General features: G+C 72.3%; 24 protein-coding genes, 1 pseudogene and 1 riboswitch. Of the genes and pseudogenes, 12 read left to right on the forward strand and 13 right to left on the reverse strand.

Annotated features, from left to right (window positions below; all coding sequences use genetic code 11):
* Positions 1 to 8 precede the first annotated feature (8 nt).
* The 4 genes from ACGFI7_RS19870 to ACGFI7_RS19885 form a co-directional block, all read right to left on the reverse strand.
* Complete coding sequence (locus ACGFI7_RS19870) at positions 9 to 353, reverse strand: hypothetical protein (protein ID WP_393406266.1); 345 nt, start codon at positions 351 to 353, stop codon at positions 9 to 11.
* Positions 350 to 754 carry a YbaB/EbfC family nucleoid-associated protein gene (locus ACGFI7_RS19875; RefSeq protein ID WP_393406268.1) on the reverse strand — a complete coding sequence of 135 codons (405 nt, stop codon included), beginning with the start codon at positions 752 to 754 and terminating at the stop codon, positions 350 to 352. Before ACGFI7_RS19875 ends, ACGFI7_RS19870 begins: the two co-directional genes overlap by 4 nt.
* Positions 755 to 846: 92 nt before the next feature.
* Entirely contained in the window at positions 847 to 1,254 is a 408-nt protein-coding gene (locus tag ACGFI7_RS19880) for a hypothetical protein (RefSeq protein WP_393406270.1), read from the reverse strand.
* A complete protein-coding gene (locus ACGFI7_RS19885; RefSeq protein WP_393406272.1) occupies positions 1,251 to 2,138 on the reverse strand; it encodes an SseB family protein in 888 nt (295 codons plus the stop codon). The genes ACGFI7_RS19880 and ACGFI7_RS19885 overlap by 4 nt, the downstream gene beginning before the upstream one ends.
* A gap of 122 nt (positions 2,139 to 2,260) precedes the next feature.
* Between ACGFI7_RS19885 and ACGFI7_RS19890 the strand changes: the two genes are divergently transcribed.
* The 6 genes from ACGFI7_RS19890 to ACGFI7_RS19915 all read left to right on the forward strand — a co-directional run bounded on the left by ACGFI7_RS19890 (position 2,261) and on the right by ACGFI7_RS19915 (position 10,120).
* Positions 2,261 to 3,991 carry an ATP-binding protein gene (locus ACGFI7_RS19890; RefSeq protein ID WP_393406275.1) on the forward strand — a complete coding sequence of 577 codons (1,731 nt, stop codon included), beginning with the start codon at positions 2,261 to 2,263 and terminating at the stop codon, positions 3,989 to 3,991.
* A gap of 11 nt (positions 3,992 to 4,002) precedes the next feature.
* The gene (locus tag ACGFI7_RS19895) at positions 4,003 to 5,142 is read left to right on the forward strand and encodes an exonuclease SbcCD subunit D (protein WP_393406277.1); all 1,140 of its coding nucleotides are present in this window, start codon (positions 4,003 to 4,005) and stop codon (positions 5,140 to 5,142) included.
* Positions 5,142 to 7,589, forward strand: coding sequence for an AAA family ATPase (locus ACGFI7_RS19900; RefSeq protein WP_393406280.1), 2,448 nt, complete (start codon positions 5,142 to 5,144; stop codon positions 7,587 to 7,589). Before ACGFI7_RS19895 ends, ACGFI7_RS19900 begins: the two co-directional genes overlap by 1 nt.
* Positions 7,586 to 8,530: a hypothetical protein gene (locus ACGFI7_RS19905; protein WP_393406283.1), complete on the forward strand. Its 945-nt coding sequence runs from the start codon at positions 7,586 to 7,588 to the stop codon at positions 8,528 to 8,530. The genes ACGFI7_RS19900 and ACGFI7_RS19905 overlap by 4 nt, the downstream gene beginning before the upstream one ends.
* Before the next feature lie 64 nt (positions 8,531 to 8,594).
* Positions 8,595 to 9,539 carry a GlxA family transcriptional regulator gene (locus ACGFI7_RS19910; protein WP_393406286.1) on the forward strand — a complete coding sequence of 315 codons (945 nt, stop codon included), beginning with the start codon at positions 8,595 to 8,597 and terminating at the stop codon, positions 9,537 to 9,539.
* Positions 9,539 to 10,120, forward strand: a complete 582-nt coding sequence (locus ACGFI7_RS19915) for a DJ-1/PfpI family protein (protein ID WP_393406288.1) — start codon at positions 9,539 to 9,541, stop codon at positions 10,118 to 10,120. Before ACGFI7_RS19910 ends, ACGFI7_RS19915 begins: the two co-directional genes overlap by 1 nt.
* A gap of 169 nt (positions 10,121 to 10,289) precedes the next feature.
* Here ACGFI7_RS19915 and ACGFI7_RS19920 read toward each other — a convergent pair whose 3' ends face one another.
* Positions 10,290 to 11,105: an SAM-dependent methyltransferase gene (locus ACGFI7_RS19920; RefSeq protein ID WP_393406290.1), complete on the reverse strand. Its 816-nt coding sequence runs from the start codon at positions 11,103 to 11,105 to the stop codon at positions 10,290 to 10,292.
* A 223-nt stretch (positions 11,106 to 11,328) separates the two neighbouring features.
* Here ACGFI7_RS19920 and ACGFI7_RS19925 point away from each other — a divergent pair, with 223 nt between their 5' ends.
* Both ACGFI7_RS19925 and ACGFI7_RS19930 read left to right on the forward strand, forming a co-directional pair.
* Positions 11,329 to 11,514, forward strand: a complete 186-nt coding sequence (locus tag ACGFI7_RS19925; protein WP_393406292.1) for a hypothetical protein — start codon at positions 11,329 to 11,331, stop codon at positions 11,512 to 11,514.
* Positions 11,511 to 12,926 (forward strand): erythromycin esterase family protein, encoded by a 1,416-nt coding sequence (locus tag ACGFI7_RS19930; RefSeq protein WP_393406295.1) that lies wholly within the window; start codon positions 11,511 to 11,513, stop codon positions 12,924 to 12,926. Before ACGFI7_RS19925 ends, ACGFI7_RS19930 begins: the two co-directional genes overlap by 4 nt.
* A gap of 226 nt (positions 12,927 to 13,152) precedes the next feature.
* On the opposite strand, the gene ACGFI7_RS19935 is transcribed toward ACGFI7_RS19930, so the two are convergent.
* Both ACGFI7_RS19935 and ACGFI7_RS19940 read right to left on the reverse strand, forming a co-directional pair.
* A complete protein-coding gene (locus tag ACGFI7_RS19935) occupies positions 13,153 to 13,983 on the reverse strand; it encodes a rod shape-determining protein (protein WP_393407139.1) in 831 nt (276 codons plus the stop codon).
* Between the two features lie 594 nt (positions 13,984 to 14,577).
* Positions 14,578 to 14,709: pseudogene (locus ACGFI7_RS19940) on the reverse strand (rod shape-determining protein); the annotation flags it as partial.
* Between the two features lie 159 nt (positions 14,710 to 14,868).
* On the opposite strand from ACGFI7_RS19940, the gene ACGFI7_RS19945 reads away from it, so the two are divergent.
* The 3 genes from ACGFI7_RS19945 (at position 14,869) to ACGFI7_RS19955 (ending at position 17,282) form a co-directional block, all read left to right on the forward strand.
* On the forward strand, positions 14,869 to 15,069 hold the full coding sequence (locus tag ACGFI7_RS19945) for a DUF5302 domain-containing protein (RefSeq protein ID WP_393406298.1): 201 nt from the start codon (positions 14,869 to 14,871) through the stop codon (positions 15,067 to 15,069).
* Positions 15,070 to 15,225: 156 nt separating this feature from the next.
* A riboswitch (cyclic di-AMP (ydaO/yuaA leader) is annotated at positions 15,226 to 15,363 on the forward strand.
* Between the two features lie 186 nt (positions 15,364 to 15,549).
* Complete coding sequence (locus ACGFI7_RS19950) at positions 15,550 to 16,383, forward strand: hypothetical protein (protein WP_393406300.1); 834 nt, start codon at positions 15,550 to 15,552, stop codon at positions 16,381 to 16,383.
* A gap of 38 nt (positions 16,384 to 16,421) precedes the next feature.
* Positions 16,422 to 17,282 carry an alpha/beta fold hydrolase gene (locus ACGFI7_RS19955; protein WP_393406303.1) on the forward strand — a complete coding sequence of 287 codons (861 nt, stop codon included), beginning with the start codon at positions 16,422 to 16,424 and terminating at the stop codon, positions 17,280 to 17,282.
* A gap of 319 nt (positions 17,283 to 17,601) precedes the next feature.
* On the opposite strand, the gene ACGFI7_RS19960 is transcribed toward ACGFI7_RS19955, so the two are convergent.
* The 5 genes from ACGFI7_RS19960 to ACGFI7_RS19980 all read right to left on the reverse strand — a co-directional run bounded on the left by ACGFI7_RS19960 (position 17,602) and on the right by ACGFI7_RS19980 (position 20,984).
* A complete protein-coding gene (locus ACGFI7_RS19960; RefSeq protein ID WP_393406305.1) occupies positions 17,602 to 17,973 on the reverse strand; it encodes a hypothetical protein in 372 nt (123 codons plus the stop codon).
* Between the two features lie 22 nt (positions 17,974 to 17,995).
* Positions 17,996 to 18,370, reverse strand: a complete 375-nt coding sequence (locus tag ACGFI7_RS19965) for a roadblock/LC7 domain-containing protein (RefSeq protein WP_393406307.1) — start codon at positions 18,368 to 18,370, stop codon at positions 17,996 to 17,998.
* Between the two features lie 29 nt (positions 18,371 to 18,399).
* Positions 18,400 to 19,203 (reverse strand): hypothetical protein, encoded by an 804-nt coding sequence (locus ACGFI7_RS19970; RefSeq protein ID WP_393406309.1) that lies wholly within the window; start codon positions 19,201 to 19,203, stop codon positions 18,400 to 18,402.
* 3 nt (positions 19,204 to 19,206) lie between these two features.
* Positions 19,207 to 19,584, reverse strand: a complete 378-nt coding sequence (locus tag ACGFI7_RS19975; protein WP_393406311.1) for a roadblock/LC7 domain-containing protein — start codon at positions 19,582 to 19,584, stop codon at positions 19,207 to 19,209.
* A 170-nt stretch (positions 19,585 to 19,754) separates the two neighbouring features.
* A complete protein-coding gene (locus ACGFI7_RS19980; protein ID WP_393406313.1) occupies positions 19,755 to 20,984 on the reverse strand; it encodes a DUF4032 domain-containing protein in 1,230 nt (409 codons plus the stop codon).
* Between the two features lie 22 nt (positions 20,985 to 21,006).
* On the opposite strand from ACGFI7_RS19980, the gene ACGFI7_RS19985 reads away from it, so the two are divergent.
* A complete protein-coding gene (locus ACGFI7_RS19985) occupies positions 21,007 to 22,584 on the forward strand; it encodes a DUF885 domain-containing protein (RefSeq protein WP_393406314.1) in 1,578 nt (525 codons plus the stop codon).
* On the opposite strand, the gene ACGFI7_RS19990 is transcribed toward ACGFI7_RS19985, so the two are convergent.
* The gene (locus tag ACGFI7_RS19990) at positions 22,556 to 23,188 is read right to left on the reverse strand and encodes a class II aldolase/adducin family protein (RefSeq protein WP_393406316.1); all 633 of its coding nucleotides are present in this window, start codon (positions 23,186 to 23,188) and stop codon (positions 22,556 to 22,558) included. The genes ACGFI7_RS19985 and ACGFI7_RS19990 overlap by 29 nt on opposite strands.
* Positions 23,189 to 23,195: the final 7 nt, after the last annotated feature.

Genomic DNA, 23,195 nt, shown 5'->3' on the forward strand with positions numbered 1-23,195 from the left:
CGTCGGCCTCAGACCCGCCACGTCATTCCCGCGGCCAGGTCCTCCTTCATCGCGGTGTCGACCCGCAGGGTGTTGTCGACGGCGGCGCGGACCCGGCCGGGCTCGCCGGAGATCTCCTCGGTCAGCAGGGCGCACTGGTCGAGCAGGAGGTTCGGACCGTTGCCGCGGAAGTGGGCCTTCCAGAACGCCAGGCCCTCGACGCCGGAGCCCCACGGGGAGGTGGCCAGGGCCGCCTTGACCTTGGCGACCCGGTCCGCGAGCTTCTCCTCCAGATCGCCGGCCATCGTGTCCCACTGGGACAGGCCGCGGTCCACGACCGGTTTCGTGATCTCCGTACCGTCCCAGAGCCTCACGCCCTGCCCTCCATCCGGTCGGCGAGCCGCGCCATGGCGGCCTCGACGTCGCCGTCGAGGTGCGCCTCGAACTCGGCCCTGGGGATCACCGGCTCGAAGATCTCCGTGACCCGCTCCCGCGCCCGGGCCGTCGCGCGCCGCGTCGTCTCGGTGATCGAGTCGGCCAGGTGGCGCGCGTCGGGACGCCGGTAGATGCGCGGGTCGAGATCGAGCCTGACGAGCTCCCCGCGCGCCCCGACCGTCACCGAGACCAGGCCGTCACGCGACTTCTCGGTGACCTGGACCTCGCGCGCCCGGGCGTGCAGCTCCATCCCGTCGTCCTGGATCCGGCGGAACATGTCGCGCAGCTCGTCGGCGTACGCCCGCATCGCCGCCGCGTCAGGAGGACCGAGGGACTCCACCGACAACCCCCCTATGCCTCACTGGAATCCGGTTCCACTACCGCATTACGGATCAGTTTCCGTCACATGAACATCAGAAGGCAAGAGCAGCATCAAAGCGGATGATTCACCTCATCCAGTGGCGCCGCGTGTTCCCGCAGGTCGTCCACTTCGGCGCGGGGCACCCAGAGGCGGTACACGCCTCGTTCGATCCGCTCCATCCCCAGCTCGCGCGCGGTGAGCGCGGATCCGCCCAGATATTCGAGCAGCACCAGCCCGTCGCGCTCGTCGTGCACGTGGCACGGCTCGCCCCGCCAGCGGCACACCACCGTCACGAAATGCAGGGCCTCGCACTCCGCCGCGGGCACCGCGCGCACGTGGCAGCCCGGCTCCACCTCCTCGAAACCGTCCGCGGGCCCGGCGGAGCGCAGCCGCACCCACAGCTCCAGGGGGTGCGGCTCGGGGCTCGCGACGTAGTCGGCGCCCCGCCAGCGGGCCCGGTAGTACGCCCGGCCCGTCATGTCCGCGTCCCGATCAGCAGCCACCGGCGCAGGTCGCCGTGGTACAGCGCGCGCCGGTGCTCCGTGCCGCCCGGCGTGAGCTCCCAGATCTCCGCGCCGTGCGGCAGGACCACCCCGTACACCTTGTACTCGCGGATGACATGGTCCACGTTGGGCACCATGCCCAGCCCGACGAACGGCGGCTCCTCGACCACCCACCCGGCCACCGCCGCCCTGCGTTCCTCGTCGGTCCCGCCGTACGGGGTGCGATAGAGGCCGAGGCCGGCCGGACGCCAGCGCAGGATGTTGAGCGAGCCGTCGTCGGTCAGCATGTCCGGCTGACCCAGGGCGTCGGCGAGCACGGCGGGCGTCGCGATGTGCGAGACGTCCAGCGCGTGATGGCAGTAGCCGGAGATCCGCGGCTCGGCCCCGGTGAGCAGCTCGTGGACGGTCTCGGGGGAGAGCAGCTTCTGCACCGCGGGGACGCCCGACCCGGGGGCGAGCAGCAGGTCCTGGGCCAGCGTGGGCACCGCCAGCCGGGCGAGCGTGCCCGACTCCAGCAGGAACGCGGCGGGCAGCCCTGGGTTGATCGCCAGGCCCCAGCGCGGGTCCGGCCAGCCGGCCGCCAGCTCGACCGGCGACACCACCCGGCAGTGCGCCGCGACGCCGCCGGTGGCCGCCGTCATGGCCGCCACGGAGGTGTACGCGAGCACCCACGTCCGCTCGGCGTCGGCCGCGGTCGCCCAGGCGGGGGCCTCGGTCCCGGCCGCCGCGCCCGCGGTGATCGGCAGCGCCAGGTCGGCGTCGCGGAGCAGGCTCAGGCACACGTCCGTCCGGCCGTCGTGATGAGCCGCCCACAGCCGCTCCTCGAACGGCGTGACCGGCTGATGATCGATCGACGTCACCCGCCCAGTGTGCCCCGGCGCGGGCGGGCGAGCCGGTCCGACCGGGGGACTTCTGTCACCGCGGCCCATTACCCTGCTTGGAGGCGTTGATGGGGGTGGAGGGCTTCGTGACGGTCAACGGGATGACGAGCGTCGATGTGACCTCCGTGGCCGCCGAGGCGGTCGGCCGGGTGCTGGGCACCCAGGCCGCCTCGCCGCTGTCGTTCTGGATCGGGCTGGAGCCGGGCAAGGTGGTGCAGCTCGACGACGTGGTGGTGACCAGGCGCGAGGTGCCCGGCCACGGGCCGCTGGTGGTGGCCGGGGTCGTGACGACCGTGGAGGCCCGTCACGAGGGCGCCGCCTACGATTCCGACGTGTTCCTGATCGCCGAGGGCGCGCTGCCCGCGGCCGTGGTCGAGGTGGCCGAGGTGCGGGTCACCCGGGTCGAGCCCGAGGTGTTCGTGCCGCCGCTGCCGGGGGCCAGGGTCTACCTCGCCCACGCCGGCGACCGCGACCAGGCCCTCTACTTCGACGTGATGGAGCGCCGGGTGCCGCTCGGGGTGGGCCGCGACGGCCAGCCGCTCTACGTCAACTTCGACTTCCTCGACGGCACCCGCGGCGCCCACGTGTCGATCTCCGGCGTGTCCGGCGTGGCCACCAAGACCTCGTTCGCCACCTTCCTGCTCTACTCGATCTTCAACTCGGGGGTGCTGGGCGGCGAGGCGGCCAACACCAAGGCGCTGATCTTCTCGGTCAAGGGCGAGGACCTCCTCTTCCTCGACCAGGAAAACGTCCGCGTCGACGAGGCGGCCAAGGGCGTCTACGCCCGGCTCGGGCTGCCGGCCAGGCCGTTCGGCAGCGTCCACGTGTTCGCCCCGCCCCGGCCCGGCGACCCCAACGGCGTCCCGCACGTCTCGGCCCGCACCCACGGCGTCAGCTCTTTCTACTGGACCCTCGTCGAGTTCTGCCAGGACGAGCTGCTGCGCTTCGCGTTCGCCGACGCCGACGACGAGCGGGCCGGCTACTCGCTGCTGGTCGGCCAGGTGGCGGCCCGGCTCAAGGCGTGGGCCGAGCCGGTCGGCGACGGCGGCGCGGTGATGATCCAGGGCACGTCCTGCCGCACCTTCTCCGACCTGGTCGAGCTGCTGTCCGACCAGCTCCAGGACGAGGGCAGCCGCCCGCAGTGGACCGGCGCGCAGACCCCGCTCGGCACCGTCAACGCCTTCCTGCGCCGGCTCAGGAGCGCGGTCCGCGCGCTGTCGCCGATCATCCGCGGCGACCTGCCGTTCTACCGCAACCACTCGGTCAGCACCTCCAGCGCCCAGGTGACGATCGTCGACCTGCACAACCTGCCCGAGCGGGCGCAGCGGTTCGTGGTCGGCGTGGTGCTGCGCGGCGAGTTCCACCGCAAGGAGTCCTCCGGCACCGCCAAGCCGCTGCTGTTCGTGGTGCTCGACGAGCTCAACAAATACGCGCCGCGCGAGGGCGACTCGCCGATCAAGGAGATCCTGCTCGACGTGGCCGAGCGCGGCCGCAGCCTCGGCGTGATCCTGATCGGCGCCCAGCAGACCGCGTCCGAGGTCGAGCGCCGCATCGTCGCCAACAGCGCCGTGCGCGTCGCGGGCCGGCTCGACACGGCCGAGGCCGCCAGGTCCGAGTACGGCTGGCTGCCCCCAGCCGTCCGCGACCGGGCCACCATCGCCAGGCCCGGCACGATGTTCGTGGCCCAGCCCGAGATCCCGGTGCCGCTGGCCGTCGCCTTCCCGTTCCCCGCCTGGGCCACCCGCCCGTCGGAGGCGCTCGCGCCGGCCGAGGCGTCGGCCGATCCGTTCCAGGGGCTGCCCGGCGTCGAAGACGACATCCCGCCCTTCTGAGAGGTCGACTCGTGAAGATCCTGCACACCGCCGACTGGCACGTGGGCAAGGTGCTCAAAGGGCGCTCCCGCCTCGACGAGCACCGCGCGGTGCTGCGCGAGCTGGTGGCCACCGCCCGCGAGCGGGACGTCGACCTGGTGATCGTGGCCGGCGACCTGTTCGACACCTCGGCGCCCACCCCCGAGGCGCAGCAGCTCGTGCTGCCCGCGCTGATGGCGCTGCGCGAGGGCGGCCGCGACGTGGTCGTGCTGGCGGGCAACCACGACAACCCCCAGCTCTTCGAGGTCTACCGGCCGCTCCTCGGCAAGCTCGGCCTGCACGTGGTGGGCTCGTTCCGGCGCCCCGACCAGGGCGGCACGCTCGCCTTCACCGCCCGCACCGGCGAGCCCGTCCGGCTCGCCGTGCTGCCCTTCCTGTCACACCGGTACGTGGTGCGCGCCGCGGAGGTGCTGACCGGCACCGCCGCGGAGCACAACCGCGACTACGCCGCCCGCATCGCCGAGCTGATCGGCGCGCTCACCGCGGGGTTCGCGAACGACACGGTCAACCTGATCACCACCCACGGCACCCTCCCCGGCGGCCGGTTCGGCGGCGGCGAGCGCGAGGCCCAGTCGATCTTCTCCTACTACTTCGAGCCCACCGCCTTCCCGCCGTCCACCCAGTACGCCGCGCTCGGTCACCTGCACCGCCGCCAGCAGCTGCCCGGCCCGTGCCCGATCTGGTACAGCGGGTCGCCCATCGCCGTCGACTTCGGCGAGGAGGGCAACCTGCCCGGCGCGCTGCTGGTGGACGTCGCGCCCGGCCGCCCGGCCGCGGTGGAGGAGGTCGTGTTCCGCTCGCCGCGCCGGCTGCGCACCGTGCGCGGCACCCTGGAGCAGCTGGAGTCCCAGCTGCAGGGCGACGACTGGCTCCGGGTGGTCGTCGAGGAGAAACCCCGCGTCGGCCTCGCCGACCAGGTGCGCGAGCTGCTTCCCGGCGCGATCGACGTGTCGCTGGACGAACGCTTCCGTCCCGTCTCCGCCGTACGGGAGTCGCGCTCGCCCGCCCGCAGCCCGCGCGAGCTGTTCCGCGAATACCTGACCGCGACCGGCCGCGCCGACGAGCAGGTGGCCACGCTGTTCGACCGGCTCTACGACGAGGTGACCGGCTGATGCGCCCGCTGCTGCTGCGACTCGACCACTTCGGCAGCTTCCGCGACCCGGTCGAGGTCGACTTCTCCGACGTCGACTACTTCGCGCTGACCGGGCCGACCGGGGCCGGCAAGAGCACGATCATCGACGCGATCTGCTTCGCGCTCTACGGCACCGTTCCGCGCTGGGGCAGGGAGAACGTCATCGCCCACGCGCTGGCCCCGTCGGTGGCGGCGGGGAAGGTGGCGCTGCTGTTCGAGAGCGACGGCCGCCGCTACGGGGTGGTCCGCGCGCTGGTCCGCGACGGCAAGGGCACGGTCCGCACCAAAGAGGCCCGTATCGACGAGCTGGCCGCCGGGGTGCCGCTGGGCGAGGCGTGGGAGGCCGTGGTCAAGCCGCTCGCCGAGGGCGAGAACGTCACCGCCGAGGTGCAACGCGTGACCGGGCTCGAATATCGCTTCTTCACCCAGTGCGTGGTGCTGCCGCAGGGGCGCTTCGCCGAGTTTCTGCACGCCGCCCCGCGCGAGCGGCAGGACCTCCTGGTGCAGCTGCTCGACGCCGACGTGTACGAGGCGATCAGGCAGCGGGCGGTGCGCGAGGAGGAGACGGCCAGGAGCGCCGCCTCCCTCGCCCGCGACCAGCTCGGCAAGCTGTCCGGGGCCACGGCCGAGCTGGAGGAGGAGCTGACCGGGCGGCTCGCCGCGCTGCGCAGGCTGGCCGAGACTATCGACGCCGACCTCGACCTGCTGCGCGCCCGCGAGGCCGACATCCTGCGCGCCACCCGCGAACGCGCCGCCGTCGCCGAGCGGCAGGCCGCGCTGGCCGCGCCGCGCATGCCCGACGGCGTGGCGACGCTCTCCACGGCCCGCCGCGCCGCCGCCGAGGCGGTGGCGTCCCTGCTCGACGAGGTCGCCGCGCTGGAAGCCGACGAGCACGCGGCCGACGAGGCGCTGGCCGCCCTCGGCGGGCGCGAGCGTCCCCAGGCCGCGCTGGCCGCGCTCGACGCCCGCGACCGGCTCACCGCCCAGGCGGAGTCGGCCCGCGCGCAGGCCGGTTCCGCGGCGGAGTCGCTCGGCGCGCTGCGGTCCGCGCTCCAGGAGGCCGACCGGGCGGTGGCGGAGGCGGAGCGGCGGCGCGACCGGCTGCGCGACGCGCACGCGGCCGCCGACCTGGCCTCCCGCCTCGCTCCCGGCGACCCGTGCCCCGTCTGCCTCCGCCCCACCGATCCCGGCCACGCGGGCGGGCATCCGGGCTCGGGCGCGGCGCGCGCGCCCGGCGCGGCGGAGATCCGGGCCGCGGAGGGCGCGCTGGTCACCGCGCGCAAGGAGGCCGAACGGGCGCGGACCGCGTACGCCAAGGGCGAGACGTCCGCCGGCCTGTACGCCAACCAGGTGACCAAGCTGGAGGCGGAGCTGGCCGCGCTGCCCCCGGCCGTGGACCGGGCCGCGGTCGAGGGACGGCTGGCCGCGATCGCCAAGGCGGAGGCCGTGGCCGCCGAGGCCCGCAGCGCCGCGCGGACCGCCCGCACCCGCCTGCGACAGGCGCAGACCGAGACCGAGCGGGCCGACCGGCGGGCCGCCGACGCGTGGCGGACGCTGGAGACGGCCCGCGACGGGCTGCTCGCGCTCGGCTCGCACGACGACCCGCCGCCACCTCTCACCCGCGACGACCTGCACCGCGCCTGGACCGACCTGCTGGGCTGGCGTGACCGGGCCGCGCTCGCCGCCGCCGAGGCGCTGGCCGAACGCGACGAGGCGCTCGCCGCCGCCACCGCCGGTCTCTCCCGCGAACGCGCCAGGCTCGCCGAGCGCCTGCGCGAGCACCAGGTCCCGCTCCCCGGCGAAGGCACCCCCGAGCAGCTCGGCGCGGCCGTCGCCGGCGAGGTCGCCCGCGTCGAGTCCCGGCTCGAACGGGTCAAGGAGGCCCGTGAGCGCGCCGCCGAGCTGGCCGGGGAGGTCGCGGAGAAGGAGCACGCCGCCAAGGTCGCGCACGAGCTCGCGCTGCGGCTGCGCGCCAACGCCTTCGAACGCTGGCTGTGCGCCGAGGCCCTCGCCGTGCTCGTCACGACCGCGTCCGGCATGCTCAGGGAGCTGTCCGACGGCCAGTACGAGCTCGCGCTGAGCGACCGCACCGAGATCGAGGTCATCGACCACGCCGAGGCCGGGTTGCGGCGCAGCGCCCGCACCCTGTCCGGCGGCGAGACCTTCCAGGCGGCGCTCGCGCTGGCGCTGGCGCTGTCCGACGCGGTCGCCCGCGGGCTCGACTCGATCTTCCTCGACGAGGGGTTCGGCACGCTCGACCCCGCCACCCTCGACACGGTCGCCACCACGCTGGAACGGCTCGCGGCCGGGCAGGAGCGCGTGGTCGGCGTCGTCACCCACGTCCCGGCGCTGGCCGAGCGGGTGCCGGTGCGGTTCGAGGTCAGCCGCGACGCCAAGGGCTCGCACGTGCGGAAGGTGGGGTTGTGACGGCGTTCTCCGTCGATCCTTGGGATCCGGGCTACGCGGCGGCGCTGGCGAGCGAGGCGTTCTCCGAGCTGGGCGCCACCAGTGCCGAGCTGGTCCTGGACATCGAGCGGCCCGCCGGCGACTGGAAGCCCGTCACCCCCGGCCCCGACGCCCGTGCCCCCGAGACCCTGCTGGTCGCCGACGGGGTCCGCCGGATCGACGCCCGGGTGTGGGTGAACGACCCCGACGCGGCCATGCCGATGCCCGGGATCGCGGCCTCGTACGCGGCCGGGATCGTCCGGTGCGGCGCCGACGGCGCCGAGCTCGCGGACATCGAGGTGCACCGCGCCCTCATCAGCGCCTCCCCGTACGCGCCTGAGGTGAAGACCGCGCACGCCACCTACCGTCCCGGCAGGGCAGCCGACTCGACCGTGGAGGAGCTGTCGCTGGCGCTGCAGCGGCAGGTCAGCCAGCTGGAGGTGGAGCTGTCCGTCCGGCACCGGGGGATGGCCGACGACCTGCTGCTGGTCGACGGGCCGCTGCGCGGGCGGGGCCACCTGCCGCGCACGATCGGCTACATCAAGACCCACCACACCGCCTACCTGCCGCCCGCCCAGTCGGCGGTGGTGTCGGCGCTGGCGCCTGGGCAGCGCACGCCGGTGTTCCTCATGGGCACGAGCTGGCGGCGGCACGCCTGGTACGTCCGGCTGCCCGTGCACGCGCTCACCCCGTGGGCGGGCATCGTGCGCTGCGAGGCGAGCGCCGACCTCGACCCGGCGGAGGCGGCCGGGCTGGCCGACGCCGTGACGCTCGCCCTGCCGCCGCTGGCCGGCGTCGACTACAAGGATCCGCGCGCGCCCCAGAACCTGGTGCCGATCGGCGGGCTGGAGAAACTGCTCCGCCACCACCTGGGCGACTCCCGGCTGCTCTACCGGGCGCTGCGCACCGCCTCACGCGGCTGATCTGGCGGGAATCGTCATATCCGTGTCCTTGCCGCCATGACGGACGGGCTTGCAGCATGAAGGCGTGCGCGTCGTTTTCCTCATCTATCCGGATTTCCAGATCCTCGATCTGACCGGCCCGCACGAGGTGTTCCACCAGGCCGGCACGTACGAGATCGAGACCGTCGCGGTGGACGGCGGCCCGGTCCGCGCGTCGGGTGGGCTGGCCGTGCACCCCACCGGGACCGTCGCGGACTGCGACGGCGACATCGACACGCTCGTCGTCGTGGGCGGGTACGGCAACGTCGACGCGTGCGCCGACGCGCGGCTGGTCGGCTGGGTGCGGGAGGCGGCAGAGCGGTCGAGGCGGGTGGCGTCCGTGTGCAGCGGGGCGTTCGTGCTGGCCGCCGCCGGGCTGCTGGACGGGCGGCGGGCCGCCACCCACTGGTCGTCGTGCGACCAGCTGGCCCGGATGCACCCGTCCGTCACCGTCGAGCCGGACCCGCTGTTCGTCCAGGACGGCAACGTGTGGACCTCCGCGGGCGTGACCGCCGGGATCGACCTCGCGCTGGCACTCGTCGAGGAGGACCTCGGCGCGGACACCGCCCGGCGGATCGCCCGCCACCTGGTGATGTTCGTCCAGCGGCCCGGCGGCCAGGCCCAGTTCTCCGCCCAGCTCGCGGTCCAGCGACCGGCCCGCGAGCCGCTGCGCGACCTGCTGGCGTGGATCACCGCGTACCCCGACCAGGACCTCACCGTGCCCGCGCTGGCCCGCCGCGCGGGCATGAGCGAGCGCAACCTCACCCGCGTCTTCACCGCCGAGACCGGCCGCACGCCCGGCGCGTTCGTCGAGTCCGTGCGGCTGGAGGCGGCCCGCCGCCTCCTGGAGACCACCGACGCCACGCTCGACGCCGTCGCCAGGGCCTGCGGGTTCGGCACGGTCGAGACGCTGCACCGCAGCTTCAAACGGAGCCTGCGCGTCACCCCCGGCCAGTACCGCCGCCACTTCCGCGTGACAAGGAGCCGCTGATGCGCATCGGAATCCTGCTGTTCGAGGACGTCGAGGAACTCGACGCCGTGGGACCGTGGGAGGTGCTCGCCTCCTGGGCCGCCGACCACCCCGACGAGGCCCAGGTCGTCACCCTCGCCCGCGAGCCCGGCCCGGTCCGCGCCGCCAAGGGCCTGCGGCTGTTCGCCGAGCACGGCATGGCCGACGTGGGGCCGCTGGACGTGCTGCTCCACCCGGGCGGGCGCGGCACCCGGCCGCTGCTCAAGGACGAGGACCACCTCGCCTGGATCCGCGAGCGGCGCGCCACCGTGCCGCTGATGACGAGCGTCTGCACCGGGTCGCTCGTGTACGCGGCCGCCGGCCTGCTCGCCGGCCGCCCCGCCACCACCCACTGGTCGGCCCTGGACCACCTCGCGCAACTGGACCCGACGATCGACGTACGGCCCGACGACCGGTTCGCCGACGACGGCGACGTCATCACCTCGGCGGGGGTGTCGGCGGGCATCGACATGGCGCTGCACCTGGTGGCGCGGCTGGCGGGCGTCGAACGCGCCAAGGAGGTCCGCCACTACATCCAGTACGACCCGGCCCCGCCGATCTAGACCCGGGCCGGGTACTGGGGAAGACGGCCGGGTACCGGGGAAGCGGCCAGGTACTGGGGAAGCGGCCAGGTATCGGGGAAGCGGCCAGGTATCGGGGAAGCGGCCAGGTATCGGGGAAGACGGCCCGGTACGGGGGAAGACGGCCCGGTACCGGGGAAGCGGCCGGGTTCTAAGGGACGCGGCCCACCACGCCGAGGACGCCGCCCTTGGCCAGGCCGGGCCAAGGGTACGGATCGTCCTCGTTGCGCCACTTCTGGGCCGGCACCACGCCTGGCGGGAGGATCTCCAGGCCGTCGAAGAGCGCCGAGAGCTCCTCCCGGCCGCGCCAGGCGACGCCGCCCGAGGTGCTGCGCTTGTAGACGCCGCGGACCTCGTCGACCTTGTTCTCCTCGCCCTCGCCCGGCTCGATGTAGCCGTGCGAGATGACCAGGTAGCTGCCGGACACCAGCGGCTTCCGCAGCGCCTCCACGATCTTGGCGACCTGGTCGTCGTCGTGGAAGAAGTGGAAGACGGCCGCCACCACCACGGCCACCGGCTGGGAGAAGTCCAGATGCTCGGCGGCGGCGGCGAGCACGCCGTCCGGATCGGCCAGGTCGCCCTGGACGATGACCGTCTCGCTGTTGTCGGCCAGCAGCGCGCGGGCATGGGTGAGCACGATCGGGTCGTTGTCCACGTACACGATCTTCGACTCGGGCGCGACCCGCTGCGCGACCTGGTGGACGTTGTCCTGGGTGGGCAGACCCGTACCGATGTCCAGGAACTGCCGGATGCCCGCCTGGGCCAGGTGCCGCACGCTCCGGATGAGGAACCCGCGGTTGGCCAGGGCGACTTCGCGGATGTCCGAGCCGGTCTGACGGCCGAGTTCGATCACCTGCTCCGCGGCTTCCCGGTCGGCGGGGAAGTTGTCCTTGCCGCCCAGGTAGTAGTCGTACATGCGGGCCACACTGGGCACGTTGGGGTCAATCTGCCCCGGAAGCTGCGTCATGTCCTCGCCTTCATTCGAAGCATCTGGCAGAAATGTAGTGTTTTTTCGTCGCGTGGGGCTCGTTATCCATCGGAAAAGTGAGCCGCTTTTGCGTATCGGCCAAGGTCTGGGGCGGGCGGGCATGTCGGCGTGACGGGGCGAGGCCGGAAATCGGCCCAAGGCGGAGGCGGGCGATACTTCGGTCTGATGCGGCGGGCCGACCGAGGGTGGCACGGTGGTGCGCATGGGGTTCATCGGCGTCATTCTCATGATCCAGGGGTTCGGCGGGTTCGTGGCCCGTCAGTTCTTCGACCGCGACTTCGGGCTGCTGCACCTCTGGCTCGACGGCGGGGTGCTGACGATGGTGAGCCTGGTGGTGGGCGTGCTCGGCCTGGTGCTCTCGCTGACGAGTCTGAGGGACAGGTCATGACCGAGGTGACCGGCTGGCTCGCGTCCCGGGCGATCCCGCTCGCCGGGCTCGACCCGCGCTCACCGGCCGCCGACCTGGAGCCGCTGCGGGAGGTTCTCGACGGGGTCAGAGTGGTGGGGCTGGGCGAGGCGACCCACGGCACCCGGGAGTTCTTCCTGCTCAAGCACCGGCTGCTGCGGTTCCTGGTGGAGGAGCTGGGCTTCACCGTGCTGGCGATGGAGGCCAGCGTGTCGGCCGCCGAGGCCTTGGACGCCTACGTCCTCGGCGGCCCGGGCGACCCGGAGCGACTGCTGGCCGACCTCGGCTTCTGGACGTGGCACACGCGGGAGATGCTGGCGGTGGTGGAGTGGATGCGCGAGCACAACCGCACCGCTATGACCAAGGTCCGCTTCGCCGGCATCGACCCGCAGTTCCCCGCAGCCTCTCTCCGATGGCTCCGCGACCACCTGGGCGACCGGGCCGACGACCTACTGGGGCCTCTGGAGGTGCTGGGCGAGACGCGCCTGGGCGTGACCGGCCCCCTCTCTCCGACTGTCGAAGCCGCCGCCCGCCGTCTGCTGGACCACGTCCTGGAGGTAGGGGGCCCGGACAACGAGCCGCCCGGGGCGAGGCCTTGGTCAGAAGGGAGAGGCGCGCGAGGTGACGTGCGTGGCGCGGATATCCCAGGCGGTGCGGGACGTGGCGTTCGTGGCGTGGCCGTCTCCGGCAGCGCGGGCGTCTCACATGAGGCGGAAGGTGGCGCCGGCGTTTCAGACGAGGCAGCATGTGAGGGTTGTGGTGACGCGGACCTTGCCGGGGGTGCGGTGGCGCATGCCGTGACCGTGTGGCAGTTCGCGACGTTGATGACGCGGCCGAGGCGAGATGCCGATGCGGCGCGCACCGTGGCGGCGGCCCGTGACCGGTTCATGGCCGACAACGTCGACCGGTTGCCGGCGGATCCGGCGGCGAAGATCGCTGTGTGGGCGCACAACGGCCACGTGAGCGCTGGTCATTACGGCAACGACGGTGGCATTCCGGCCATGGGGCACTATCTGCGCCGGCGCCACGGTGATGGCTATTACGCGCTCGGGCTGCTCTTCGGGGAGGGCGAGTTCCGGGCCAGGCGGCTCCGTTTCGGCAAGCCGGACGTGCGGAGGCCACCGGTGGGGCACCGGGTGCCCGCCACCGCCAAGCCCACGATGACCGAGTTCAGCCTGTCAGCCGCATGCCCCCGCGATCACCTGGTGGACCTGCGCGGCGGGCCCAGACCTGACTCGGTTGAACAGTGGCTCGGCCAAGAGCGGTCCATGCGCGCCTACGGAGGCGTGGCCGGGCGCTTCGCGTACAAGCTGGCTTTCACCCCGACGGTGCTTGGCCACGACTTCGACGGCCTGGCCTACATAGCCCACGGCACCTGCTCGACCCCGTTGTGACGGCTCGGGGTCGGGTGCTGGCCGGACCCAGGGATTCTCGGGTCGCTTCACGGCCTTGGCAGGCACTGCGTTACGGGATGGGGGGCGTCTCGCGCTGTGGGGGGAGAGGTGAGGGTGCCTCGCGTAAGGGGCGGCCGGAGAGGTGAGGGTGCTTCGCGGGGTGGGCGGAGAGGTGAGCGGAGGTCTGGTGACATGGGTTTGCGTTGGCGGGCGGGAGGGTGCCTTGTCATACGGGGTGGCGGGGGCCGAGGGGGTTGAGGCGGTCGACGTAGCGGCCGAGGCCGAGGGCGAGCGCCTCCACGGGGCGGTCGGCGCGGCGTACCGGTATGCCCATCGCTGCTCGCAGGCGTCTGGCCAGGCCGCGCAGCAGGGCGCCGCCGCCGGTCAGCACTGCTCCGTGGGCGGCGACGTCGGCGGACAGTTCGGCAGGGCAGTGTTCCAGGGTCGCCGCCGCTCCGCGGGCGATGGCGTCCGCCTGGGCCCTCGTGACCTCGTACAACTGCTGGACGGGCAGCCACGCGACCCGCTCATGCCGGGAGTCCGGGTCGAGGCCGCGGACGATCACGTGCCGGTCCAGCGGTTTCCAGGACGGGCCCGCGCGGAGTTTGACCGCTTCCGCCTCGGCCTCGCCGAGGAGCAGGTTGTGCTCGCGGGCGACGAGGGCGGCGATCGCCGCGTTCACGGCGTCGCCTCCGGTGTGGATGGTTCTGGCGGCGACGACGGCGCCGCAGGCGAGGATCGCGATCCTGGTCAGGCGGGGGCCGATGTCGACGATCATGCGTCCGGCGGGTTCCGTGATCGGGAGCCCCGCGCCGAGCGCCACCGCGAAGGAGTGCTCGACGAGGAACACCCGCCTGGCGTCCGCCTCGTAGGCCAGGTCGCGCAGGGCCGCGCGGAGGATCGGCGAGGCGCCGTCGGGCAGCGCCATCACCAGCCGCGGACGGGCGAACGGGTGGCCGTGCACCTTTCTCACGAAATGCTTGATCATGCGGCTGACGAGTTCGCCGCCCTGGTGCACCGGCCACTGGGCGATCCCGCCGTGCCGCACCGCGTCCACGCCGAAGAGCATCTCCGCCGCGGCCGCAACGCCGGATCCCTGGCTGAACGGGATGACACCGGCGGTCGGCTCGGGAGGAAGGTACGCCGAGGGGTTGAACGTCTCTCCGGGCTGGTGCTCGGGTGCCTTCGGGAGCGCGTATCCGGGGGCGCAGAACCACGCGTCCGCGGTCGGGTAGCTCGCGACGTGGGACAGTGACCGTACATCCGGGGGTGGGCCCGCGGGGGACGGCCTCTCTGGTGTGGGTCGCTGGGCAGCATCGAACCGGGCGTCCGTGGTCGGGCTCCCGGTGAACGGTGGCTCTGGCTTCGGGTGGCCTGCGTCCCTGGGTGGGCGGCGAGCGTCCCCGGGTGGATGTGCGGTGTTCGAACTCGGGTCTGGGGCGAGGTACGCGATGAGGTCCGCGTGCGTGCCCGGGTGTGCGGCCGCGTCCGGGGACGTGTCCGGGCCCGCGTTCCAGTGACTGTTCCGGTGCGGGTTTCGGTGTGCGTTCCGTCGGGCGGGGGTGCTCGGATGGGTGGTGGTGGTGGTGGGGCGGTGCGTCGAGGTGCCGGGTCTGGTGCCCGTTGCGAAGGCCGGGATGCCGAAGGGGAAGCCGCCGGTGGGCTTGAGTGCGGCTGCCGAGGGTTCGTTGAGGACGATGCCCCGGCCTCGTTCGTAGATCTGCGTGGTGGCCGTGCCGAGGTCGATCGCGAGGTCCCGGCCGAGGAACCCGAGCGGGCTCACTGCCGCCGCTCCGGGGGATCGAGCTGCATGTCAGGGGTGTATCCAGGATCAGGTCAAGCCAATACCAAGCCCCCGGCGCGCCGCGCGGCATGATGCCTGGTTTCGCGCAGTGGGGGCCTGCATGGGAAGCTGGGGGCGTACGCACACCAGGAGGTCCTCATGGCGGAAACCCCAGAGCCGGAAGTCGACGAGACTCCCGAGGACGAGATGAAGCGCAAGTTCCGTGAGGCTCTGGAGCGCAAGCGCGGCCAGCAGGCGGGAACCAGCGGGGGTGGTAGGGGCGCCGACCATTCCAAGATCCACGGAGCGCACGGTCCGGCTGCCGGTAAGCGGTCCTTCAGGCGCAAGAGCGGCGGCTGAAAGCCGGGTGTTTCAAGGGGGTACGGCATGCCGTACCCCCTTTTTCTAGGTAGATCTTCGCCCGAATCATGGGCTTACCTTTGCGTTTGTCCAGTTTGCTCGCTAGATTGGTGAGCGTTACCAGGCGGTGACCTTGACTCTTCACCAGGAAGAGGCGGCTGCCTGGCGCCGAATCCCGCACCACGCGGGAACCGGGGACCCATCTCCTTGGGGTGAATCCGACCTTCGCGGCCGGTAGGGCATCTCCACGCCCGAACCCGTCAGCTAACCCGGTAGGCGAGATGGAGAGGACATCTTCTCGTGATCGATCGCCGCGTCAGTTCCCCCCTATCGCGGGATGTCACCGGCCGCCATTGAGCAGCGGCTGATTCCTGATCTTCTTTTCGCGCTCCACGCGTAGCGTCCGCACGGCTTGATGCCCGGCTGCGCCTTGTTGCGAGCGCTTTCTCACTGTTGCCTCACAAAGGACTTCTGCTTTTCATGTCTGCTCGCTTCAGCATGCGCTCCTTCGCCGTGATCGCCGCCGCCGCCGGCACGCTCGCCTTCGGCGCCGGGGCCGGTACCGCCGCTCACGCCGACATCGACAAGGGCACGGAGAAGGTCCTGCTCAAGGGCAAGACCACGGCCTCCTACTTCTGGGACGACGGCTCCGGCCGCGCTGGTGACACCGGCATGCCGGCCAGTGGCAAGCCCATGCAGAAGGGCCTGGCGGCAAGCCCCAGCTGGCCCCTGCTGACCGAGGGTTACGTGGTCTACAACGGCAAGAAGATGCCGTTCTTCGTCGGTGACCGCGGCCCGGGCAACCCGTCCAGCAACGGCATCATGCTCGACCTGGACTCCAAGACTTTCGCCGACCTGACCGGCGGCAGGTTCAACCCGCGCACGCTGATGGTGGACGGCAATGGCGGCAAGGGCCACATCGAGGTCGAGTACGTCATCACCAAGTGGGGTGACGGCGTGGGCCTGAAGAACCACCCGGTGGCCTTCTCCACCGGCGCCTGGAAGCGCATCGACCGCAACCCGGCGAACCCGCCGGTGCTGGCCGAGGACAAGGCGGAGAAGAAGGCCGAGAAGGACGAGAAGACCCTGGCCGGCGGCGCGAAGGACGAGGCCCGGAAGGTCGAGAAGAAGGTCGAGAAGACCCTCGCCGCCGCGCCGGTGGCCGAGTCGAAGGCCGCCTCCGGCGCTGCTCAGGCGGCCGCTGCCACCGAGCAGAGCAACGTGGCCGGCGCCGCGGCGGTCGGCGGCGCGGTGCTCATCGGCGGTGCCCTGGTGCTGGGCCGCGAGCGCATCCGCAAGCTCGTGCGCCGCTGACCTTGGCGTCACCCTGATCAGAATGTCATTCTGGTGCCGTGACCTCGACTGCATCGGCTCATGGCATCGACATCGCGTACGAGAGCTTCGGCTCTCCTGACGGGCGCCCGCTCCTGTTGATCATGGGGCTGGGCGCCCAGCTCATTCACTGGGACGACGAGTTCTGCGAGCAACTCGCCGAGCAGGGACACCACGTCGTCAGGTTCGACAACCGCGACGCCGGTCTGTCCACCCACCTCCACGACGCGGGCGTGCCTCAGCCGGGCAAGCCCGCGTACCTGCTGGACGACATGGCCGAGGACGTCGCCGGGCTGCTGGACGCGCTCGGCTGGCCGGCCGCGCACCTGGTGGGCGCCTCGATGGGCGGGATGATCGCCCAGACGCTCGCCATCCGGCATCCCGAGCGGGTGCTCACCCTGACCTCGATCATGTCCACCCCCGGCGGCTCGGTGGCCCCGCCCACCGAGGCCGCCCGCGCGGTCCTGTTCGCCAAGCCGGTGACCACCCGGGAAGGCGCGGTCACACAGGCGCTGGCCACGCAGTCGGTGATCGGCTCTCCGGGGTACGAACTCGACCGCGAGCGCGTCGAGCGGCTGGCCAAGCTGGCGTTCGACCGGTGTTTCGACCCGGCGGGCGTGGCCCGGCAGCTCGCGGCGATCGTCAACTCCCCCGAGCGGACCGAGGCCCTTTCCCGGCTCAACATCCCCACACTGGTCATCCACGGCGCCGACGACCAGCTCATCCCGCTCGCGGGCGGGCAGGCCACGGCGGCGGCGATCCCGGGCGCGGAGCTCAAGGTCTTCCCCGGTATGGGACACGATCTGCCCCGTGCCCTCTGGCCGGAGATCGTCGAGGCCGTCACCAAGCTGACCGCCGGCCATCCCAGCCCGACGAGGTGACATCCCGCCGTACGAGGAAAACTTCGGAAGGACCGTACGACGAAGAAACCCGAAAGGGCCGGCCGTGCGACGTAAGAGCCTGGCAGGGCCGTGCGGCGGAAGACCCTGGAAGGCATACGACGTAAGACCCCGGAAAGGGCCGTGCGGCGAAGCCCCGGTGTAAGGGGCGCCGACGGGTCGTACGAAGGTGCGAGGGGTGGAAAGGGCGCGTCTCGCGGGTTGCCGGGAGGCAGCTGCCTCGCGAGACGCGCCCCGGCGGCGGCACGCGTTCGCCGCGCCCGAGCGCGAGCCACCGGGTCGTAGGAGGAGGAGCCGGAGGTCAGACCTCCAGCTTCTCCTCTATGCCCTTGAGATGATGCCTGGCCAGGGCCAGGTTGGCCCGGCCGCGGTCCAGTGCGAGGTAGAGGAACAGGCCCTTGCCGCCGCGTCCGGAGATCGGCCGGATGAGGTGGTACTGGCCGCTGAGCGTGATGAGGATGTCCTCGATCGCCTCGTTGAGCCCGAGCGAGTCCATCGTGCGCAGCTTCGCCTTGACGACCTCGGTGTTGCCCGCGGCGGCGACCTGGAGGTCCAGGTCCTTGGATCCGCCGAGGGCGCCGAGCGCCATGCCGCTGCCGTGGTCCACGATGGCGGCGCCGATGGAGCCGTCGATCGCCATCATTTCCTTGAGCGAGATGTCCATGCTGGCCATGTCTTCCTCCGATCAGAAGTGATCATTTGTTGCCTGCTGCCACCGCGGCCACCGCGGCGGCGGTCTTGCGGCCCTCCAGTCGGAGCAGCCCGAGGTTGGCCCCGGGCTCTGCCAGGACTGTGAGGACGACGGTGGGGCCGGCGGAGTAGAAGGCGGCGAAGCCCGCGCTGCCGGAGACGAGCGTCTCCTCCAGGTCGCCCCGCCCGGCCAGGATCAGCATGCGCCGGCTCATCGCGACCAGCGCCGCGGCCAGCGCGGACACGTGCTCGCTGGTGTCTTCGGCCAGGTCGCAGGCGATCGTCAGCCCGTCGATCGTGGAGGCGACGCTCCCCTTGATGTCGGGCGTGCGTTCGCGCAGGAGAACCATCTCCTTGAGCACCTCATGACGCAGTTCCACCGATGGCCTCCTCCTGCGTGAGGGGAACCTCACGACAGCTCCTCCAGCGCCTTCCTGAGCCGCAGCAGCAGCTCGATGTCCGTGGGGTCCCCGGTGACGACCGGGCCGAGCGGGCCGCCGCCGGCCGGGGCCGCCGCCTTGGCCCGGGTGACGTCGAGTCGTTTGACCCGTTTGGGCAAGGGCGGCGTGTCCTCGGCGGTGACGAGCAGGCCCGCCGCCGCCAGCCTGCGCACCGCCAGCAGGACCGCGTACCCGGACCGGCCCATCCGCTTGGCCAGCTCCAGGGGCACGGCCTCGCCGTCGGCCCGGACCACCACGTCCCACTGCACGTCGCTGAGCGTCACGCTCTGGCCGGGCAGCCGCCGCGCGACCCGTACGGGGGAGGTGTCCAGGTCGGCGCGCGGCCAGGCGTCGGCGAGCTGCGCCCGCCGGCGCGCGCACTCCCGCACCAGGCCGGGCACGTCGAAGTACCACCGCCCGCCGAGCCAGTGGGTCTCGCCGGGCCGGAACTTCGGCCGGGTGCCGGTCACCGGCAGCAGGAAGAACGCCGCGTCCAGCACCGCGCCGAGCACGCAGTACTGCAGCTCGCCGAGCGTGACCCGGCCCTCCTCCAGCAGGCGCTCGGTGCCGCCGTCGGCCTGCACCCGGCGCAGCGCGGACTCCGAGACCCGGCCGTGCGCCGCGAGCAGCCGTTCGGCCCCGGGCACCTGCGCGCAGGTCATGTACGTGATGCGCCCGTCGTCGAAGTAGACGGCGCCCGCGCGGCCCACGCGCAGGGCGCCGGTGGCCCGTTCTTTGGCGAGGCCGGCCAGGAGCGTGTCCAGCGAGGGCATCGGTCACGCCAGCAGCTGCTCGGAGATGGCGCGCAGCCGGTGCCGGGCCAGCGCGATGTTCGACCGTTCCGCGTCCAGCCGGACGTAGATCACCAGTGGCCCCTCGAACAGGGTGTCCATCAGCCTGATCAGGTGGTGTCCCTGGTCGGTGCTGATGAGCAGGTCGCCGAGGCGCACGGTGTCGCCGGGGCAGGCTCGCGACAGCCCGTCCATGCTGGCCCGCAGCATCTCGGTCAGCGCCGCGGCGGCCTTGTCGGCGTCCACGCCGTGCGGTTGCCCGCTGAAGGACACGGCCATCCCGCTCGTATGGTCCACGAGCATCGCGTCGAGCGCTCCCGGGATGGCCATGACCTCGGTCAGGCAACTATCGAGTGCGAGCACGGTGGCCTCCCTCGCCGTCATGAGGACGTCGACAGCTTAGGAGCGACGCAAGGGGCGGAAATTGACCGCGATAACGGGAGCCGTACTGAGATGAAGTTGTTTATGGCTGAGGCGAAGAAAAACCCCACCGAGGCGGAGAATTCCGTGATTTATGCAGGTTACGGGCCGAATCAGGAAAGGTGATTCGCGTTCTGTTCCGTGGCCTCGTCCGGCAGGAGCGCCTTTTCGTCGGGTTTGAAAACCAGCACCTTGTCCACATAGGACTTCACCGCCGCGGCCAGCCCCACATCGGCCCCGGCCGCCTCCGACAGGTACCACCGGTGGTCGAGGATCTCGTGGAACAGCTGGGGCGTCTCCAGCTTGCCGCGCAGCCCCGCCGGGATGGCCGCGATCGTCGGCTGGAACACCTCCGCCAGCCAGCGGTGCGCCACGATCGCCTCGTCCTCGTGCCGCAGGCCCTTGGCCACCCGGAACCCGTCGAGGTCGTTCAGCAGCCGGCGGGCCTGGTTCTCCTCCGCGTCCAGGCCGGTCAGCCGGAGCAGGCGGCGCTGATGGTGACCGGAGTCGACCACCTTGGGCCGGACGATCAGCCGGCCGGTGCCGACCTTGCGCCGCACCATCATCTCGGCCACGTCGAACCCGAGCAGGTTCAGCCGCCGGATCCGCTGCTCCACCCGGTGCCAGTCGACCTCCTCGATGATCTCGTCCTGGGTCAGCTCGGCCCACAGCCGGTGGTAGCGGGCGACGATGTCCTCGGCGGTGTCCATGGGGTCGATCGACGGGTGCAGCAGGCCGCCGGCCTCCAGGTCGAGCATCTCCCCGAAGATGTTGGTGTGCGCGGCGTCGATGTCGCCGAGCCGCTGCCCCTCGCTGATCATCGGGTGCATCTCGCCCGTCTCGGCGTCGACCAGGTAGGCGGCGAACGCCCCGGCGTCGCGCCGGAAAAGGGTGTTCGACAGCGAGCAGTCGCCCCAGTAGAACCCGGCCAGGTGCAGCCGCACGAGCAGCACGACCAGGGCGTCCATCAGCCGGGTGAGCGTGTCGGGCCGCAGCGTCCCGGACATCACGGCCCGGTACGGGAGCGAGAACTGCAGGTGCCGGGTGATCAGCGCCGCGTCCAGCCCTTCCTCGCGGCCGGTGACGTAGGCGACCGGCTCCACGGAGGGCGCGTCCAGCCGGGCCAGGTCCCACAGGAGCTGGTACTCCCGCTTGGCGTACCGCTCGCTGATCTCCTTGATCGCGTAGACCTTGCCGCCCAGCCGGGCGAACCGGACGACGTGCCGAGAGATGCCGCGGGGGAGGTCGACGAGGTGGTGCTGCGGCCATTCCGCGAGCGGCAGCTCCCAGGGGAGCCGGATCAGGTCGGGATCGCCTAACGCGCCGGTGATCTGAAGGGGCATTCGACCAGGATATGGTGCGTCGGTGGACGAGTTTCTCAGGTGGTACTTTTCCCGGCGTCCGGTCGTGGCGAGCACCTTGGGCGCCGAAGGCTACGACCACACGCTGGGCGACTTCTCCGCCGTCGCGTTCGCCGAGCGCGAGCGGGAGGAGGCCCAGTGGCTCGCGCGGCTCGAAGCCGCCCCGTCCGGCGACCCGATCGACCGCGGCCTCGTGCTCTCCCAGCTCCGCGGCGCCGTCGCGCTGGCCGAGTGGCCCGACTGGCGGCGCGACCCGGCCGTCTACCTGTCGGCGGTCTTCGCCGCCTTGTTCACGCCGTTCCAGCACCGGCTCAGGCCCGAGCCGGAGCTGGTGGCCGCCGCGATCTCCCGGCTGGCCGAGGTGCCGGGCGTGCTGGCCGCCTGCCGGGCCAACCTCGACCCCGAGCTGGCCGCGCCGCTGCTCGTGACGCGCGGGCTCGGGCAGGCGCGCACCGGGCGCGGCTTCCTCACCGAGACCGTCCCCGGCATGGTCGAAGACCCGGACCTGCGGGCCCGGCTCGCCGAGGCCGCGGAACCGGCCGCCGCCGCGTTCGACGAGCTGGTCGCGTTCCTGACGGGCTTCCGCTGCGGCGGCACCTGGCGGATGGGGGAGCGGCTCTACTCCCGCCTGCTGCGCGAGCGCGAACTGCTCGGGTACGGGGCGGACGGGCTGCACGAGCGCGGCCGGGCCGCCTGGGACGAGCTCGACGGGCGGATGCGCGAGGTCGCGGTGCGGGTGAGCGGCTCACCCGACTGGCGGGCCGCCATGGAGACCCTCATGGACGACCACCCCGACACCCTGGAGCAGATGCGGGCCGAGTACGAGACGGAGACCGAGCGGGCCCGCGCGTTCGTCCGCGAGCGGGACCTGGTGACGTTCCCCGAGGGGGAGGAGTGCCTGGTGCTGCCGTCGGCGGTCTACAGCCGGCCGGTCGTGGCGGTGGCCCACTACCTGGCGCCGCCGCCGCTCAGCGGCTCGCGCACCGGCGTGTTCTTCGTGCCGTACACGCCCGGCCACTTCACCCCCGAGCAGGTGCGGCAGCGGCTGCGCACCAACAGCAGGGCCCAGATGCCGTCGATCGCGGTCCACGAGGCCTACCCGGGGCACCACTGGCACCTGGCCACCCTCGCCGTCAACCCGCACCCGGTCCGCAAGGTGTTCCGCACCCCGTACTTCACCGAGGGCTGGGCCCTGTACGTGGAGAAGCTCCTGCATGAGCAGGGCTATTTCGACACCCCCGCCGCCGAGCTGGCCCACCTGGACTTCCGGATCTTCCGCGCGGCCCGCATCGTCGTGGACACCGCGCTGCACTGCGGCGAGATGACGATCGAGGAGGCCGAGACGTTCATGGCCACCAAGGCGTCGCTGTCGCCCGGCACCGCGCAGGGCGAGGTCAGCCGCTACTGCGCCTGGCCCACCCAGGCTCCCTCGTACCTCACCGGCGCGATCGAGATCGAGCGGATCCGCGACGCGTACACGGGCTCGCTGAAGTCCTTCCACGACCGGCTCGCCGGCTCCGGCGGGCTCCCGCTCGGGCTGGCCGAGGCGGCGCTCAACGGCGGGGGAACTCCGGCGGGTTGAAGGCGCGCTCCACCACGGCGGCGAGCTGCTCGTCGGTGAGCACGGCCGGCTCGCCCACGCCGAGCGCGCGCACGTACACCTCGCACAGCCACTCCAGCAGCCGGGTGGCCTCGAACGCCTCCTCCAGCGTGGCCCCGATGGTCACCCCGCCGTGGTTGGCCATCAGCGCCGCCCGCTTGCCCTCCAGCGCCACCCGCACGCTCGCGGCCAGCTCGTCGGTGCCGTACGTGGCGTACTCGGCGACCTTGACCACCCCGCCCAGCAGCAGCGCGTTGTAGTGGATCGGGGGCAGCTCGGTCTTGGTCGTGGCCACGACCGTGCCGAACACCGAATGCGTGTGCACCACCGCCCGGGCGTCGGTGGTGCGGTAGATCGCCAGGTGCATCGGCGTCTCGGAGGACGGCCGCGCGTCGCCCTCCACGAGGTGGCCGTCGAGGTCGACGACCGGGCAGAGCTCCGGGGTCAGCCGGTCGAGAGCCACCCCGGACGGTGTCACCGTGACCCGGTCGCCCTCGCGGACGCTGAGGTTGCCGGACGTACCGATGACCAGGCCCAGCTCGACGGCGCGCCGGCCGTACGCGCACAGCTGCTCGCGGAGGCTCATGGCGGCA

The sequence above is a fragment of the Nonomuraea sp. NPDC048826 genome (assembly GCF_043198225.1).
Classification (GTDB): domain Bacteria; phylum Actinomycetota; class Actinomycetes; order Streptosporangiales; family Streptosporangiaceae; genus Nonomuraea.